The organism is Neptuniibacter sp. CAU 1671, from assembly GCF_029222905.1.
In the GTDB taxonomy this organism is placed as follows: Bacteria; Pseudomonadota; Gammaproteobacteria; order Pseudomonadales; family Balneatricaceae; genus Neptuniibacter.
Genome location: NZ_JARHUE010000007.1, coordinates 76803 through 89912 on the forward strand (window position 1 = coordinate 76803; position 13110 = coordinate 89912).

12 protein-coding genes are annotated in these 13110 nt (G+C 50.7%); 7 read left to right on the forward strand and 5 right to left on the reverse strand.

Annotated elements, in window-relative coordinates; genetic code table 11:
• Window positions 1–52 precede the first annotated feature (52 nt).
• A complete protein-coding gene (locus P2G53_RS12190; RefSeq protein WP_275817605.1) occupies window positions 53–622 on the forward strand; it encodes a glutathione peroxidase in 570 nt (189 codons plus the stop codon).
• A 10-nt stretch (window positions 623–632) separates the two neighbouring features.
• Complete coding sequence (locus P2G53_RS12195) at window positions 633–1604, forward strand: FAD-dependent oxidoreductase (protein ID WP_275817607.1); 972 nt, start codon at window positions 633–635, stop codon at window positions 1602–1604.
• On the opposite strand, the gene P2G53_RS12200 is transcribed toward P2G53_RS12195, so the two are convergent.
• From P2G53_RS12200 to P2G53_RS12220, 5 genes are read right to left on the reverse strand one after another with little or no spacing between them, the layout of a single operon-like run.
• The gene (locus P2G53_RS12200) at window positions 1601–2071 is read right to left on the reverse strand and encodes a DUF3833 family protein (RefSeq protein ID WP_275817609.1); all 471 of its coding nucleotides are present in this window, start codon (window positions 2069–2071) and stop codon (window positions 1601–1603) included. The two genes, P2G53_RS12195 and P2G53_RS12200, sit on opposite strands and share 4 nt — an antisense overlap.
• Before the next feature lie 54 nt (window positions 2072–2125).
• Complete coding sequence (locus P2G53_RS12205) at window positions 2126–3538, reverse strand: FAD-binding domain-containing protein (RefSeq protein WP_275817611.1); 1413 nt, start codon at window positions 3536–3538, stop codon at window positions 2126–2128.
• A complete protein-coding gene (locus tag P2G53_RS12210) occupies window positions 3535–4500 on the reverse strand; it encodes a DUF523 and DUF1722 domain-containing protein (protein ID WP_275817613.1) in 966 nt (321 codons plus the stop codon). Before P2G53_RS12210 ends, P2G53_RS12205 begins: the two co-directional genes overlap by 4 nt.
• Before the next feature lie 19 nt (window positions 4501–4519).
• On the reverse strand, window positions 4520–5176 hold the full coding sequence (locus P2G53_RS12215; RefSeq protein ID WP_275817615.1) for a ChrR family anti-sigma-E factor: 657 nt from the start codon (window positions 5174–5176) through the stop codon (window positions 4520–4522).
• The gene (locus P2G53_RS12220; RefSeq protein WP_275817617.1) at window positions 5173–5793 is read right to left on the reverse strand and encodes a sigma-70 family RNA polymerase sigma factor; all 621 of its coding nucleotides are present in this window, start codon (window positions 5791–5793) and stop codon (window positions 5173–5175) included. Before P2G53_RS12220 ends, P2G53_RS12215 begins: the two co-directional genes overlap by 4 nt.
• A gap of 137 nt (window positions 5794–5930) precedes the next feature.
• On the opposite strand from P2G53_RS12220, the gene P2G53_RS12225 reads away from it, so the two are divergent.
• The 5 genes from P2G53_RS12225 to P2G53_RS12245 all read left to right on the forward strand — a co-directional run bounded on the left by P2G53_RS12225 (window position 5931) and on the right by P2G53_RS12245 (window position 13020).
• Window positions 5931–7295: an FAD-dependent oxidoreductase gene (locus P2G53_RS12225; RefSeq protein ID WP_275817619.1), complete on the forward strand. Its 1365-nt coding sequence runs from the start codon at window positions 5931–5933 to the stop codon at window positions 7293–7295.
• Window positions 7288–8094 (forward strand): DUF1365 domain-containing protein, encoded by an 807-nt coding sequence (locus tag P2G53_RS12230; RefSeq protein WP_275817621.1) that lies wholly within the window; start codon window positions 7288–7290, stop codon window positions 8092–8094. Before P2G53_RS12225 ends, P2G53_RS12230 begins: the two co-directional genes overlap by 8 nt.
• Window positions 8081–9322: a cyclopropane-fatty-acyl-phospholipid synthase family protein gene (locus tag P2G53_RS12235; protein WP_275817623.1), complete on the forward strand. Its 1242-nt coding sequence runs from the start codon at window positions 8081–8083 to the stop codon at window positions 9320–9322. The genes P2G53_RS12230 and P2G53_RS12235 overlap by 14 nt, the downstream gene beginning before the upstream one ends.
• Before the next feature lie 459 nt (window positions 9323–9781).
• The gene (locus tag P2G53_RS12240; RefSeq protein ID WP_275817625.1) at window positions 9782–11266 is read left to right on the forward strand and encodes a hypothetical protein; all 1485 of its coding nucleotides are present in this window, start codon (window positions 9782–9784) and stop codon (window positions 11264–11266) included.
• 356 nt (window positions 11267–11622) lie between these two features.
• Complete coding sequence (locus P2G53_RS12245; RefSeq protein WP_275817627.1) at window positions 11623–13020, forward strand: hypothetical protein; 1398 nt, start codon at window positions 11623–11625, stop codon at window positions 13018–13020.
• The last annotated feature ends 90 nt before the right edge of the window (window positions 13021–13110 follow it).

The following is a 13110-nucleotide window of genomic DNA, read 5'->3' on the forward strand; positions in this document are numbered from 1 at the left end:
ACCCGGCTCTGCAACGTAAAGCAACTGTTGTCCAACGGAGGATAGTCAGTCCATGAAAAACGTCTGGCGTTTAATGGGGGTAATCACCATGGTTGCCTTGTTGCAGAGTCCACTTACGCAAGCCGAAGAGCAGTCACCGATGCAGTGTGCAAACATCTATCAGTTTACGGTGCCTGATCTGCTCAACAACACACCTGTCAATTTCTGTGAAGCCTATCAGGGTAAAGTACTGCTGATCGTCAATACGGCCAGCAAGTGTGCCTTTACAGGCCAGTATGAAGGTTTAGAAAACCTCTACTCCGAGTTTAAAGACCGCGGTTTGGTGGTGCTTGGTTTTCCGTCCAATCAGTTTGCCGGTCAGGAACCGGGCACACCTCAGGAGATCCAGAATTTCTGCCGCCTGACCTACGGTGTGCAATTTCCGATGTTTGCCAAAAGTCAGGTTAAAAAACAGGGGGCTGACCCAATCTGGCAATATCTGGGTGAAACCAGCGGTACTTACCCTAAGTGGAATTTCTACAAGTATCTGATCAATCGTCAGGGCGAAGTGGTTGATGTTTTCAGCAGCATCACCTCCCCCGATACACAGCGTTTTCGTAGCGCCATCGAAGCTCTTTTATAAGCGTTTTTATATGTCTCAGGAATATATCGCCATTATCGGTGCCGGTCTGGCCGGTGCAGTGGTCAGTCAGCGACTCACCCAGGCCGGGCATAAAGTGACTGTATTCGAAAAAAGCCGGGGCAGCGGCGGCCGGATGGCTAGCTGCCGCCTACCTAACAGCAGCTGTGATCTGGGAGCACCCTGGATTGAACCTGTTTCAGACCGCTTCAGAGAGTGGCTACTGGCTCAACCGGGTGTTTCAGCCTGGCAGCCGCGAGCTATAGATTTTTCCGGCTTTCCCATTCAAAAACACGTCTACCTGACCCAGCCACGTCAGAGCAGTCTGACGCGGCATCTGCTGACCGCCGCTGAGTTCAGAACCCAGGTACGTGTTGGCCAATTACGCGCCTCCAGCGGACACGGCGTGGCGCTATGGGATGAAGAGGGTAATAGCCTGGGTGGCTTCGACAAGGTGATTGTCACCGCTCCGGCACCACAAGCACTGCCTCTGTTGCAAAGTGAACCGGAGATCCACTATGCACTGAGCAAAGTCGGGACCCGCCCCTGCTGGGTAGCCATTGTTGCCTGTCCAACAGCAGCGTCTCCCGACCTTGACCTGATTGAGGGTGAGCATCCGGTTTTATCCAGAGTCATTTGCGAGTCAAGCAAGTCGGATTGTTCTCCCGATACACAAACCACGGTCTGGCGACTGGAAGCCAACCCGATCTGGTCAGCAGAAAACATCGATAATACTCCGGAAAACATTGGCCAAAAGCTCTCACAAGCATTTCAAGAAACCAAACGGATCAATGCCGAGGTTAGTGTTCTGCGGGTGCACCGCTGGTTATACTGCACCCATACCAACCCACGATCTGATGAATATTATTTCAATGCAACAAGTGGAGTCGGCGCCTGTGGCGACTGGTTTGGTCACAACGGAACTGAGTCAGCATGGCACAGCGCCAGCGCCCTTGCCGACCAGCTTTTGCAAAACCCGATCTAAGTTTCAAGCCGTTTAAAAAACAGAGTGACAGAGCCAAGTCGGATGCCAAACTTGCTGATATAACCGCGGCTGAAGGCCGCGTCATCAGTCATACGATAGATAAAATCATCGACCTTGACATTAATGGTGTAACGATCAGTCACGAGCCGCAGTGGATACTGCCAGCGCAACCTTCGACCCGAAATCTCACCCACAGCCAGACCCGGAATATCTTCAGCCTGTCCCTGATACAAACCATTCGACAGCCTGGTTATCTGCCAGATTCGCTGATCAAGGACACCATCTTCATACTCAAAGCGTTCATTTAACCTGAGCTGACCGTCTGTAACCTCGCCGGTGATATCAACAACAAAACTGCGACGTAACACACCAAAACGGTCCTCAAAAATACCCCAGGCACGCAAAGGCCCCTCAAAGAAAGCGTACAGATCAAAATCAGGCCAGTCAGAAGGTTCGGGCGGTGTCATGGGTATACTCAGTAGTAAATTCTGTTCTTTTTACGTACTGAGCTGATTGATAGATCAGGCACTGACCCGTGTGGATTGCTGATAATCATCCAGACTTTGCTGGCGTGCAGCGCGGTAATCAATGATTGCGGCTGGTCGCCCCGCTCTCTCTGCCAGCACCGGATCATGCCGTTTATTCGCCTGAACAGTGCGCAGCTCAGGTAACCAATGGGCAACAAACGCACCCTGGGGATCAAAGCGTTCGGCTTGACGCTGCGGGTTAAAGATCCGGAAATACGGTGCGGCATCTGCCCCAACCGATGCGCACCACTGCCACCCGCCCAGATTTGAGGCGAAGTCTCCATCCACCAGGTGCTGCATAAAAAACTTCGCGCCCAGACGCCAATCCTGACGCAGCAGTTTTGTCAGAAACGAAGCACAGACCATACGCAATCGATTATGCATCCAACCGGTGGACAACAGCTGTTTCATCCCTGCATCCACCAATGGGAATCCCGTTTCCCCTCTGGACCATGCATCAAACAGCTGTGGGTTATCCTGCCACTGGATACGCTGCTCTACCTCAGGCCGGAATGGTTGCAGATAATTCATTTGGGGAAACTGCACCAGCAGGTGTCGATAAAACTCTCGCCAGATCAATTCCGTGAGCCACTGCCCGTTAAACCACTCGGGGTCATCACTGATAGACGCCACCCCTGCCATACACTGCCGGGCAGACAATGCACCCACCGCAAGGTAGGGAGAAAGCTGTGAGGTACCCGGCTCGAACGGAATATCACGTTGCACCGGGTATTCATCCAGATGAACTGCAACAAAATTCTGTAACCGCGTATGCGCCGCAGCCGAACCTGCAGGCCATAAAGAGGCATTCCAGAGCGTATTATTAGTTATCCCCCACACCGGCATCTCCGGTAGCGGTTGATCACCTGTAGTTATCAGCGGCTGTTTTTTTGGCAACGCCAGTGGCGTCGGTTGCTGTTGCTGGCAAACTTTACGCCAGGCCCGGCTGAAAGGCGTGAAGACTTTGAAGGGTTGCCCCTGACCAGTCAGTACCTCACCCGGCGGAATCACCAGATCACCGTGGAACCCGATCACCTTTCTGCCTTCGGCACGGAAGCGGTTCAGCACAGCGAGATCCCGCTGCCGCTCATTGAGGGCGTACTCATGATTAAGATAGAGCCGGGATGCCTGCACCTCATTTGCCAGCGCCGAGAGTTTATCCGGCAAAGCCTGAAAGTCAGGTGTTTCAATCACCCGCAGAGGGATATTTAACGCAGCCAGTTCACTTTGCAGATCTTTGAGGCAGGCAAACCAAAACTGCATTTTGGCCGGTGATTCATCATGCTCAAACCACTGCCCGGGTGTATATGCCACAACGGCAACCACGCCCTCCCCGGCAACACATGCCTGATAGAGGGCAGGATTATCCCTGACCCTCAGATCATTGCGAAACCACACCAGATTCATATGTAATTACGCAGACCCAACTCATGCGGATAAGGGTCAAGGTAGACCTGCTGTTGCACATATTCACTGCCATAGCGTTTGAGGTAATGTTTCAACAACGCCAGCGGCACAATCAGATGAACCTTGTTGGTGCGGTAATCATCAATCGCCGACAACAGATCGTGCCGAGTGGCACCGTCGAGGTGTTTTTTAAGATAACCCAGCAGGTGCATCAACACATTGGTATGGGTTTTTCGGGTTGCCGGCTTTTTCAGATAGCCCATCAGTTCGTGAATGTAACGATCCGCCGTTTCTTCAAGTGAGAGTCTGGGGGCTTCTTGAGCAAGGAACCGGCCAATATTCTTGTACCCCTGATAGTGATGCGCCATCAATTGGTATTTATGCCGGCTATGAAACTGAATGATTTCATGCAATGTTAGATGAGGCACAACCTGAGTCAGCCAATCATGGTAGACAAAAACCCGGGTAATAAAATTTTCCCTTAAAACATGATCTTTCAGGCGCCCTTCCTCCTCTACCGGCAGGGCAGGATGCAACTGCATTAACCGTTCTGCAAACAGGCCCGCGCCCGCTACATTCGGATTACCGTTTGGATGATAAACTTTGACCCGTTCCATGCCGCAACTGGGCGAACCTTTCATCAGTATATAGCCACACAGGTTAGTCGCTTCTTTGTGCACCTGTTCTGCATAGTCCTGAAGCGCTTCAGTCACATCCAAATCCCGGTTTTTTGTACCCACCGCCCTGCGCCCTTCAGGCAGGTCAACCAGACGAATGGGCTGGCGGGGAGTCCCAAGGCCGATTGCCATCTCGGGGCAAAAACTCTGAAATTCAAAACACTCACTCAGAATATCCAGACAGTAGCGCGACCGTTTATGCCCACCGTCAAACCGTACTTTTTGACCGAGCAAGCAGGCACTGATACCTACCGGAATACGTTTATCTGCAACCACATCATTCATTCAGATTAAGAACCTCAGATCAGAAACCGGTTAAAGGCTGAACCAGCCGTCCCAACAAAGTCGTGAAACGGATAGGCGCGTCGGTGGCCACAAGACAGATACAACCTTCACGGCTGTCTGCCAGTGGCTGATGCTCTACCTGATCATCCAGATCGGATACATCGCCACGCTGAAAACGCCCAATTTCATCACTCAGCGAGCCGCGCAGAAGCAGAGTCAATTCATTCCCTCTGTGAGTATGGGGCAATACCACACCACCGGGCGCAACCCGCAACAGTTTAGTCACGCCCTGAGGTCCGCTGGGAAGATCAATATAGCAGATACCGGGAACCATCCGCTTCCACTCAAGATCGTCCAAAGAGTTGCCAATCAGACTGGCAAGCGGCTGAGGGACCTCGCTCGACTGCACAGGCATAACCTCAGCAGCAGAGCTAACGGATGTTGAGTCAGGTTCATCAAGCCGATCAAGCACCTGTTCCAGAGCGTCATCATTAATCCGGTCAGGGCTGAGGGACTCTAGCAGCGCGCCACCCACTGCTTCGGGCGCTCTGAGGCGCGATCGACAGGTGTCACACATAGAGAGGTGACAGGCGACAACAAGCGCCATGCCCTGCGGCAAGGCACCGGCAACATAACTAAAGATTGTGGCATCATCGAGATGGTGATTAATGCTCATGCTTCACCCCTCCAGTGCTGTTTGAGTTTTTCGCAGGCCAGTCTTATCCGTGATTTAACGCTGCCCAAGGGTATATCGAGACGGCTCGAAATTTCGGCGTGCGAACGCCCTTCAAAAAATGACATGTACAAAACCTGCGCCTGATTTTCGGGTAGTGTATTGATGGCTGTCATCACCCGGTCCGTCACCAGCCCCTGATCAATGTCGGGAGTGCCTTCGGTGGCAGACTCTTCGGCGTCGTGAAAGACCTCTTCATAAGAGTATTCCGGATACTTTTGTTTTCGCATCCAGTCGATGCTCTGGTTTCGCGCCAGAGTGAAAATCCAGGTACTGGCCGCTGCCTTCTCAGGATTAAACATGTGCGCTTTGCGCCACACAGACAGCATTGTTTCCTGAGTCAGTTCATCTGCAACAGACTCAAGCACACCCAGCCTGCGGATATACGCCTTGACCCGTGGTGCAAAGTGTCTGAAAAGCTGGATGTAGACCTTACGATCTTTTGAAACACCCAGTTGTGCCAACAGCTGAGTCCAACTCATATGTTCAAACTCTTCTGCATGTTGTTTTGATAGAAAAGCCAGATTATCCACGTCATCTCCGGGCGGTGTGTTTTCCATGTCATCTCTACGCAGATTGAATTTAATTGGATCATAGCAACTATTCCGGCAGGATTAAGAACTTAGGATTGTTAAGTGATCCTTTTTTTTGGTCGACCCGTATGAAATGAAAACCTGCAGCATGGACCATTTCTGCAATGACAATCTCAACTCTTCGTCCCCAAAAGATCGCTGTTATAGGCTCCGGCATTTCCGGTCTGTCCTGCGCCTGGCTGCTTGACCAGGGGCATGATGTAACGCTGTTCGAGAAGGATGACCGTTTAGGCGGTCACGCCAATACTGTAACTTGCCAGCTTGAAGGCAGGGATGTCGATGTTGATACCGGATTTATTGTCTATAACCCGGTCAACTACCCCAATCTGGTTCGCCTGTTTCAACACCTGAATGTGCAGACTTGCGATACGGATATGACGTTCGCTGTGTCTAAGAATGAAGGCGCTCTGGAATATTCAGGGACCGATATGGCGGGTTTACTGGCCCAGAAACGTAATATCATCAGCCCCAGATTCTGGATGATGATTAAAGACCTGCTGCGCTTTTACCGTCAGGCCAATAGCTTGTTCGAGTACGCTCAAACCCATGACATCACTCTGGGTGAGCTGCTTAAACGGCACCGTTATCACCCCGCATTCATCTACGACCATTTACTGCCCATGGGGGCTGCTATCTGGTCGACACCGACTGAAGCTATGCTCGACTATCCGGCCAGCAGTTTTTTACGTTTTTGCATCAATCACGGGCTGGTTCAATTGAGCGACCGTCCGCAATGGCGCACGGTAAAAGGCGGCAGTCATCATTATGTCAACGCCATCAAAAAACAGCTACGTGGTCAGGTCAGACTCAACAGCCTTATTCATAAAATTCATCGTGAAGATGGCAAAGTGGTACTACAAGACCTGCACGGCCGCCAGGAAACATTCGATCATGTCGTACTGGCCTGCCATCCTGATCAGGCCCTGAAATTACTGGCAAAACCCACAGAAGATGAAAAAGCGTTGTTAGGCGCATTCCCCTACCAGCGCAATCAGGCATATCTGCATACAGATGCCAGCCTGATGCCCCAGCGCAAAGCGGTCTGGTCGAGCTGGAACTATATGACCGAGGGCGAGCAGCAACACCAGGAAGTCTCTGTCACCTACTGGATGAACAAACTGCAGCCGCTCAACTGTGATACTCCGTTGTTTGTTTCACTTAATCCGCCGCAGGCACCCGCTGAAGGCAGCCTGCTACGTACCTTCTTCTATGATCATCCCACCTTCGGGCGTAACGCTCTGCATGCTCAAAAAGCGTTATGGCAATTGCAGGGTCAACAAAACAGCTGGTTCTGTGGCGCCTATTTTGGCTATGGTTTCCATGAGGACGGCCTGCAGTCAGGTCTCGCCGTAGCGGAGCAACTGGGAGGTATTCCCCGCCCCTGGCGACTTGAAGATCCCAACAATCGAATCTACGCAGAGCCGGTGACGTCAACTATAAAAAACTTCGCTGAGGTTTGCCGTGACTAAAGCATCGGCCGCGCTTTACCGGGGTGTGGTGATGCATCACAGACATCAGCCGGTCAAACACCGTTTTATTTATAAGGTGTTTGCCATCTGTGTTGAATTACAGCAGCTTGATCAGACCTGCCAGAAGCTACGCTGGTTTTCACGCAACCGGTTTAATCTGTTTTCATTCTACGATCGGGATCATGGTCTTGGTTCCGATAATCTATTGCAGGACATTTCAGAACTGCTGCAGCGTTGCGACCAGCCAGATGCAGGTTATCAGGTTAAAGTGCTCTGCTATCCAAGAATCCTGGGCTACCAGTTCAACCCATTGACTGAATACTTCTGCTACAACAAAGCGGAAGAGTTAGCAGTGATCATCCACGAGGTGCATAACACCTTTGGGCAACGACACCTCTATCTGATTCCCGTGAACGAACCAACCACATCACTGGTGAGGCAGTCCACAGACAAACAGATGTATGTCAGCCCATTTACACCAATGCACAGCGGTTATCGATTCCGCATCACAGCCCCAGAAAATCAGGTTCGTGTTCACATCCGTCACACTGATACAGCGCAGAAAAAACCCATTATGGATGCCCTTTTCCAGGGGGATTTTCAGACGATGACCGATAAAAACCTGATTCGTAATTTTTTCGCATACCCACTCATGACCCTAAAAGTAATCGGCGCCATCCACTGGGAAGCCTTCAGGTTGTGGCGCAAAAAACTGCGCATCCAGCCTCGCCCGGCCGCTGCCAGGTGCAGTATCAGTTGGCAAACTGCCTCAGGAGAGACTTTGCATGAAACCCTCTGAATATCATTCACCTGAACAAACATTGAAGTTGCCCAAAATGGCATGGAATGAACAGTTGTTCATTCGCTACCTCAATCATCTGTTTAAAGATAAACAAGGCCAGCTAGACCTGACACTGCCCAGCGGCTCAAGAACACTGATTGGGCAAGGTTCCCCTTCAGCGCAGGTCACGCTTAATAGCTGGAAAGCCCTCACCGGGCTGCTCTTCGGTGGCATCAACGGTTGGTCAGACAGATACCTAGACGGTGATTGGGAAAGCGACAATCTCACGCAACTGGTTGAGTGGGCACTGCATCAGGAACAGGCACTGGAAAAAATGGCCTGGGCGGATTTTGTCATCGGTCACAAATACAACCGTATTCACCGCAAAAATCACAACAGTCGTGACGGCAGCCGCCGCAACATTGCGGCGCATTATGATTTAGGCAACGACTTTTACAAACGCTGGCTTGATCCCAGCATGACATACTCATCTGCGCTGTATTCAAACCACAATGAATCACTGGAAGCCGCTCAGACAAACAAATACAACAAAATTCTCGAAATGCTTGCTGCCAATCGTGGTGAACAGATTCTGGAAATTGGTTGTGGCTGGGGCAGCTTTGCGACCCAGGCGGCCAATCAAGGGCTACGGGTCCATGGCGTCTCCCTGAGTAACGAACAACTTGCCCGGGGTAACGAACAGGTCTCGAAAAAAGGACTGTCGGAACAGATTGAGCTGACACACACCGATTATCGTGACCTGACAGGCCAGTATGATCACATTGTCTCAATCGAGATGTTTGAGGCCGTTGGCGAAGAACACTGGGATCACTATTTCCAGATTCTGCGTGAAAGACTCAAACCCGGCGGACGTGCTGTATTGCAGATTATCAGCATCGAAGACCAACGCTACCATGTCTACAAAAAACAGGCTGATTTCATTCAGCGCTACATCTTCCCCGGCGGCATGCTGCCCTCAGTCAGCGTCCTAAAACAAAAATTTCAGGCACATGGTTTCTTGCTAAAAGAACAATTGATGTTTGGTAAGGACTACGCAAAAACTTTGAAAATCTGGCGTGAGCAGTTTGAACATGCTTGGAAAGAGATAGCCACTCTCGGATTTGATGAGCGGTTTTATCGTATGTGGCGTTATTACCTAGCTTACTGCGAGGGCGGGTTTAACCACGGAGCCCTTGATGTGGGGCTTTACCAGCTTGAATTAGCGCCTGTACACGAAGAGCCCTGAACACAACCAAAGCAGAATATTTCATCCTCAGCGCGCCAGCCTGACTGGCGCCGACCTTCCTCTTGTTAATGTATTTACATTTTTATCTTGTTTTAAAATTAACTAGGCTAAAATTTTATCTATTGGTCGTTAATAGATTTATTTTTAATCTAACGAACACAATCACAACTAATTGTTTTTAAATTGTTTTATTTTATTTAAATCAAATATCCCTCAAAACAACAAAACCAAGAAGTTTTCCTAATTCCGTTAGTTTCAAACATCTTTTTGAATATTAAGATTTCCTCATAAACAAAAATATATAAAATCGGCCTCAGCAAACCTCAGGAATAAGAGGTACGCAGACTACATCACTCGTTACAGCCTTGCTGGTACTAGAGACCAGCCTCAACAGGCTGATACACAAAGACATGGACCCGATTGGCGTGGATAGGCCAATCTAAATTGAGGAAAAACGACGTGAATAAATCAGACATGTTCAAGCAAGGCGCGCTGATTCTAACCTTTGCAATTCTGGCGGGTTGTCAGGGAAGCAACAGCATTAAATCCCTCAGCTCAGGCAGCAGTTCAGACGAAGAAGTTGTCGCATCAACACCGGGGTCCAGTAATGGCTCAGAAGTTGATGACCAGTCAGAATCTGATTTGAACGAAGCAGCACCCACAGACGAAAGTACCCCCTCAACAGAGAGTAGTAACGAAGTAACCGTCACCGACTCTTTGGATACCACAGTAGATGACACGACTGACCTGCTAGATGATACCGTCGACGCTGTAACCCAGACGCTTGACGAAACATTGCCAATTCTCGGTGACACTCCTGAAGCCATTAACTCATTAGCAGACGCCACAACTGACAGCCTGGATAATCTGGTTGATGCCACAACCGATGTGGTCGACAGTCTGGCAAATGGAGATACCACAGATGCGGTTGATGGTGTTGTTGATATTACTACAGATGCCCTGACTACCCTGACAGACGAGACCACCGATGTCGTTGATTCACTGTTAGGCGATACTACCGACACGCTGTTGGGTGATACGACAGAATCACTGCTGGGCGACACATCACTGACTGACACGGTTGATGGTGTTGTAGCAGATACCGGCGAAGCTCTGGACAGCATCGTTGACCAGACTACCGATGCAGTTGATAGCCTGCTGGGTGACACTGTCGACAGCACTGCCGGACTTTTGGGTGATACTGCTGATAGTTTGTTGGGTGACACTACAGACTCGCTGCTGAGTGACTCCACACTGGAAGGAAGCCTTGAAGCCAACGGCGAGCTATCACTGGATACCGGTTCACTGTTAAGTGACACCAGTGATACCTTGGGTGGAACCGTGGATACAACCCTCGATACAGCAGACACGCTCTTGTCTGAAACAACTGAAACTGTTGACGGTTTGCTGGGGGATTCCACTGATCTGCTGGGCGATACTACTGACAGTCTGTTAGGTGATACTTCTCTCACCACAGATTTGTCCCTAGACACAAATAACGACCTTACACTGGATGCAGGTGCAGACCTGTCTCTGGACAGTGGTTCACTTGTAGATGAAACCAGTGACGCTCTTAGTGACGTAGTCGATACAACCATTGATACGGCTGATTCTTTGCTCTCTGAAACAACTGAAACCGTTGACGGTTTACTGGGGGATTCCACCGATCTGCTGGGCGACACCGCTGACAGTCTGTTAGGCGACACCTCTCTTGATGTCGACCTGTCCCTGGAAGCCGATGCTGATCTTGGCGTTGATAGCGGATCTTTACTGGCAGATAGCGGCGAAACTCTGACTGACGGCGGCCTTGTTGATACCACTCTGGATACCGCTGACACTCTGCTTTCCTCTGGCGAAGGTGACGTGGTTGATAGCCTGACAGATACCGTGGACAGCGTTGTAGATGACCCGATTCTTGATTCGGTTGTGGGTGGATTACTTTAACCACCAGACCTAATTCCGGACTTTGAAAAAAGTGGCTTTAGCCACTTTTTTTGTTTATTCACGTACCCCTATCTACTGCTTCACGGCTGTCGACCACTGAAATTCACTCTTCTGGAACACTTTCATAACCTGAATTACTGATAAGCCCTTGCATTATTCATGAAAATTAAACAAGCTTTTGAATAAAATTTTATTTAAACTTGACTCAACTTAAAGGCAAATTATATATAGTTAGCCAACCGGTGCCTTCTCTCTTCTGAGCTTTGACAGCCTCAAAGGCCGGTGCTCTGAAAAAAGAAGGTGTGTTCACAACACCGAACAACCAAAGGGAAGTCTCTCGACTCAGGATAGAGGTTATGACCACAAAAGAATTATTTAAACGCTGTGCATTGGCAATTGCGATTTCGGCAATCGCGGGCTGTAACGGAAACTATATTCTCAAGGACATTGCCGGCGGTAGTGGTGATCCAGGAGTTGAGATTCCAGGTGACACAGGCGGTGATACCGGTGGCGACACAGGCGGTGATACCGGTGGTGATACCGGCGGCGATACCGGTGGTGACACTGGCGGTGATACCGGTGGTGACACTGGTGGTGACACTGGCGGTGATACCGGCGGCGACACGGGTGGAGATACCGGCGGTGATACCGGTGGTGATACAGGCGGTGATACCGGTGGCGACACAGGCGGCGATACCGGTGGTGACACAGGCGGCGATACCGGTGGTGACACAGGCGGCGATACCGGTGGTGACACAGGCGGCGATACCGGTGGCGACACAGGCGGCGACACAGGCGGCGATACCGGTGGTGACACTGGCGGTGATACCGGCGGCGACACGGGTGGAGATACCGGTGGCGACACAGGCGGTGACACTGGTGGCGATACTGGTGGCGATACTGGTGGCGATACTGGTGCTGGTGATACCGGTTCGACTATCTGTACCCTCACTGACTGTGTAGATGAATTGGTTTTTGCAACTACTGATTTGAGTGACAGCCTGACTGGCACCGTAACAGAAACAGTTGATGGCATTCTTGGAGACGGCACCACCGAGTCCCTTGGCACGTTGTTGGATGACACCACCGAGGGCCTTGACGATGTTGTTGATGCCACCACCGATGTGGTCGACAGCCTGATTGAGGGAGACCTGACCGGTGGCGTGGACAATCTGACTGAAGTTACAACCGGCACCTTAGACACACTGGTCGATAACACCACAGATGTGGTGGACGGGCTGCTCGGTTCAACTGATGGTCTGCTGGGTGGAGTAACCGGTGGTTTACTGCCTGATACCGGACTGACCGATACGGTTGACAGCCTGGTGGATGACACCACCGATATCATTAACGATATAGTGGATGGCACGACTGATGTACTGGATTCGCTGCTTGACCCTCTGCTGGGTGACGACAGCCTGCTGGGTGGCACAGGCCTGCTGGACACAGTGACCGGCACCCTGGATACCGTGAATACTGAAACAGACACCAGCCTGATTTCCGGTCTTACAGACACCGTAGATGATGTTACGGAAACCACAGAAGGCCTGACAGGTGACGGTAGCGGACTGCTCGGCTCAGTACCACTGGTTGGCGGCACTGACTCCGGTGACGGCCTCGTTGATGGTGTTTTGGGTGTGGTTGATGGCTTACTTTCAACTTCCGATGGTGATGCCGTTGATAGTCTGACTGATACCGTAAATGACTCAGTAGACGACACGGTTGTTGACCCACTGCTGGGCGGACTGCTGTAACGTCGAATCAAGCAAAGGCGGCACAAAGCCGCCTTTGTCTTTTTCGACTTCCATTCAATATCAGGGACGAGCAATGAACCATTGCTCTGG

Bases quoted from the DNA above. Each gene is read 5' to 3' on its own strand.
- P2G53_RS12190 (WP_275817605.1), top strand. From the start codon at position 53: ATGAAAAACGTCTGGCGTTTAATGGGGGTAATCACCATGGTTGCCTTG.
- P2G53_RS12195 (WP_275817607.1), top strand. From the start codon at position 633: ATGTCTCAGGAATATATCGCCATTATCGGTGCCGGTCTGGCCGGTGCA.
- P2G53_RS12200 (WP_275817609.1), bottom strand. From the start codon at position 2,071: ATGACACCGCCCGAACCTTCTGACTGGCCTGATTTTGATCTGTACGCT.
- P2G53_RS12205 (WP_275817611.1), bottom strand. From the start codon at position 3,538: ATGAATCTGGTGTGGTTTCGCAATGATCTGAGGGTCAGGGATAATCCT.
- P2G53_RS12210 (WP_275817613.1), bottom strand. From the start codon at position 4,500: ATGAATGATGTGGTTGCAGATAAACGTATTCCGGTAGGTATCAGTGCC.
- P2G53_RS12215 (WP_275817615.1), bottom strand. From the start codon at position 5,176: ATGAGCATTAATCACCATCTCGATGATGCCACAATCTTTAGTTATGTT.
- P2G53_RS12220 (WP_275817617.1), bottom strand. From the start codon at position 5,793: ATGGAAAACACACCGCCCGGAGATGACGTGGATAATCTGGCTTTTCTA.
- P2G53_RS12225 (WP_275817619.1), top strand. From the start codon at position 5,931: ATGACAATCTCAACTCTTCGTCCCCAAAAGATCGCTGTTATAGGCTCC.
- P2G53_RS12235 (WP_275817623.1), top strand. From the start codon at position 8,081: ATGAAACCCTCTGAATATCATTCACCTGAACAAACATTGAAGTTGCCC.
- P2G53_RS12245 (WP_275817627.1), top strand. From the start codon at position 11,623: ATGACCACAAAAGAATTATTTAAACGCTGTGCATTGGCAATTGCGATT.